The organism is Anaplasma marginale str. Florida (assembly GCF_000215485.1).
Lineage (GTDB): Bacteria > Pseudomonadota > Alphaproteobacteria > Rickettsiales > Anaplasmataceae > Anaplasma > Anaplasma marginale.
The window spans coordinates 1-2,662 of sequence record NZ_AFMS01000015.1; the positions used below are offsets into that span (position 1 = coordinate 1).

The 2,662-nt window shown below is 49.5% G+C and carries 2 protein-coding genes; one reads left to right on the forward strand and one right to left on the reverse strand.

Features of this window, described 5'->3' with window-relative positions; translation table 11 throughout:
- A partial coding sequence (locus GAC_RS00530; protein WP_037348972.1) for a GTP-binding protein occupies positions 1–849 on the forward strand: 849 nt, incomplete at its 5' end.
- A 980-nt stretch (positions 850–1,829) separates the two neighbouring features.
- On the opposite strand, the gene GAC_RS00535 is transcribed toward GAC_RS00530, so the two are convergent.
- Entirely contained in the window at positions 1,830–2,177 is a 348-nt protein-coding gene (locus tag GAC_RS00535; protein ID WP_010264237.1) for a hypothetical protein, read from the reverse strand.
- Positions 2,178–2,662: the final 485 nt, after the last annotated feature.

Consider the following 2,662-nt stretch of genomic DNA (forward strand, 5'->3'; position numbering starts at 1 on the left):
GGAAAGTTGCAGTTGAATGATTCAAGCTTCACGTTCGATATGGAGAGCTCTACTGCACTCGGGTACGGCTTTCGTTGCGGGTTTTTGGGCATGCTGCATCTGGAAGTGGTGCAGGAAAGGCTGGAGCGCGAGTTTGATCTCGATCTTACCGCAACCGCGCCCAGCGTCGTGTATAGGGTTACCGACAAGCACCGTGTTACTAAGGAGGTTCATAATCCGAATGATCTACCCGAGTCCCACGAAATACTTGGGGTAGAGGAGCCTTGGATCGCGGCAACAATTATGGTGCCTGATCAATATCTTGGTTCAATACTTGCCCTTTGCAATAGTAAGCGTGGGGAGAAGGTGGATTTGTCTTACACCGGCAGCATGGCCCTGCTAAAATATCGCCTGCCTCTGGCGGAGGTGGTATTTGACTTTTATGACTCGCTGAAATCCGTTTCCAAGGGATATGCGAGTTTGGATTGGTACGTAGACGGCTACGTGCCAACAGAGATATCTAAACTTACCATTCTTATTAACTCTGAGCCCGTTGATGCGCTGTCGTGCATAATACACAAATCTAAGGTTGAGTCTCGAGGTCGGGAAATATGCGAAAGGCTCAAGGATTTGATTCCCAGACAGCAGTACAAAGTTGCGATCCAAGCCGCTGTAGGGGCGAAAATTGTAGCTCGGGAAACTATATCTCCCTACAGAAAGGACGTAACGGCTAAGGTGTACGGGCGCGACGTGACGAGAAAGATGAAACTTCTGGAAAAGCAGAAGAAGGGAAAAAAGAGGTTGCGGTCTATTGGTAATGTCAACGTTCCTCAAAGCGCGTTCATACAGGCCCTAAAAATGAAGGACTGACGCGCATGAATGCATGAGCCTGGTGTGACTGCGTGCACAATCTGGGCTATGGCTTTACTTGTGGCGATTGTGGCCGACATCCGGCTCACCCTGTCGTACTTTCAAGTCCGATTTACATCAGACAGCTTGCCCAGCATTCAGCCAAGGCACTGCTTTTGGGCTGGACGTCAGTTAGGCGGCAGGAAGCGCGCATAGCACGGGGTGATGGTCCAGATGTGTGCGCAAATCCCACCACGCCTGCTATTCCTTTCGGATTGTAAGTGTTTTTACTGCCTTTGTTGCCAAACAGCCACGAAAGATTTGCTCCTAACACTGCGGCGTAGGCGCTTTCAGCGGGTCGTCAGCATATAGCGGCCGGCAGTTTATTGCGACCATGGTGGATAGTACGGGATGTGTGGCTGGCGTGATAGTCTAGCGGAAGATAAGGTGTTATGCGCAGATGCCACCTCAAACCTGGCTACGCCATTACAATGCGATAAGCTAAAAATCTTGAGTGCCATTGTGGCCTTTCCTCTGCGTGGCTGTGGGAGCACAACTAAATTGATGCTGTGGCGGGAGCGGCTGCCTACAGGGTGCGGTTTGGTCGAGCCTCATTGATGTATACGGGCTTTGTCATTTGTGCTATGTGGGTAAACTCTCCATCTGTGGGAATTTTGATGCATGCACTTGGCATTCGGCGGTGGTTGCGCCGAAGATTCGGATTTGTTCCGGTAGGGTTACGAAAAAGTATCATCAAATTGGTATAAGATGCGCCGGGTCCTATCAATTCCTGGGTTGAAACGATCTACCGCTGCCACAATGGGATACATGACCACTTTCTCAAGGGAGCCGACTCGTCCCGCCCGAGTGAGATATTGCCTGTGGCAGCTTACGTGCCACTTGCCGCCCTGGGGTATGCAGAAACGCATGTCAGGGCTTTGGCGTAGAATCACGCTGCATCTATTGGCTTGTGGTTTATGTAGTTTGCAAGGTACACGACGTCAGACGCTTCTGCCGAAAGACTTATTCCACTCTGCGCCTACTGAGTAAATTCTGAGAGCCCGCCTGTTCTTGTGCCTAAAAAACAGCAAGCTAGGTCTTGCGAGTATCATGCTGGCAACGTGCATCGCTGCAATCATCACCAGGACCGCAAATGGCCTCAACAAAACCACACCCAGCTCTTTTGAAATATTGGCCCGATTGACAAATAGTAGATAACATATTGCATGCAGCAGCAGCGTGTTCAGCAAAGCGGCGGCCACACAAGAGGTTAGCATCCTATTGCCTAGGTATTCCCTGATGATTGACTCTATATCGTCGTACCGATCGTTGCTCTCATAACTATTCATGATTCCCTCTGAAGCGTGCACCCGAGTGTCATGCGGGATAAACTTCCACGCTGTAGCAGGTGCGATAACCTCCGAGTAGTCTACCTTCGTTGGATTACATATTGGTTAACCTGCTACAGTTTAGTATCATGCCTTAATCCGTGCTATGGTACCTGCATTACAACGCAACGCTTGAGTGATGTTTACGGCTGTAGTATTGTGCTTATGGCAGACATTTCCATATACTGTGCAGTATGGTTGTGCTCCCCAATTGTTAAAATTTAGTATATTAATCTTGCGATTACACGTTCCGTATGTTACAATCAGGCCGCCGGTGTGATAGCGTGCTGGTTGTGTGGTTGTCCTCTTTCCCGATGTTGGGTCGTTCGTTTTACGTCGCACAAGTTTGTACGCTGTGCCCCTGGCAGTGTAGGGTTTATTTGTTTGTGTGTGTGTTATGTCAGCAGAGTATGTGTCCACCCAGTCAGATGATAGCTCGTCAGCGA

Bases quoted from the DNA above. Each gene is read 5' to 3' on its own strand.
- GAC_RS00535 (WP_010264237.1), bottom strand. From the start codon at position 2,177: ATGAATAGTTATGAGAGCAACGATCGGTACGACGATATAGAGTCAATC.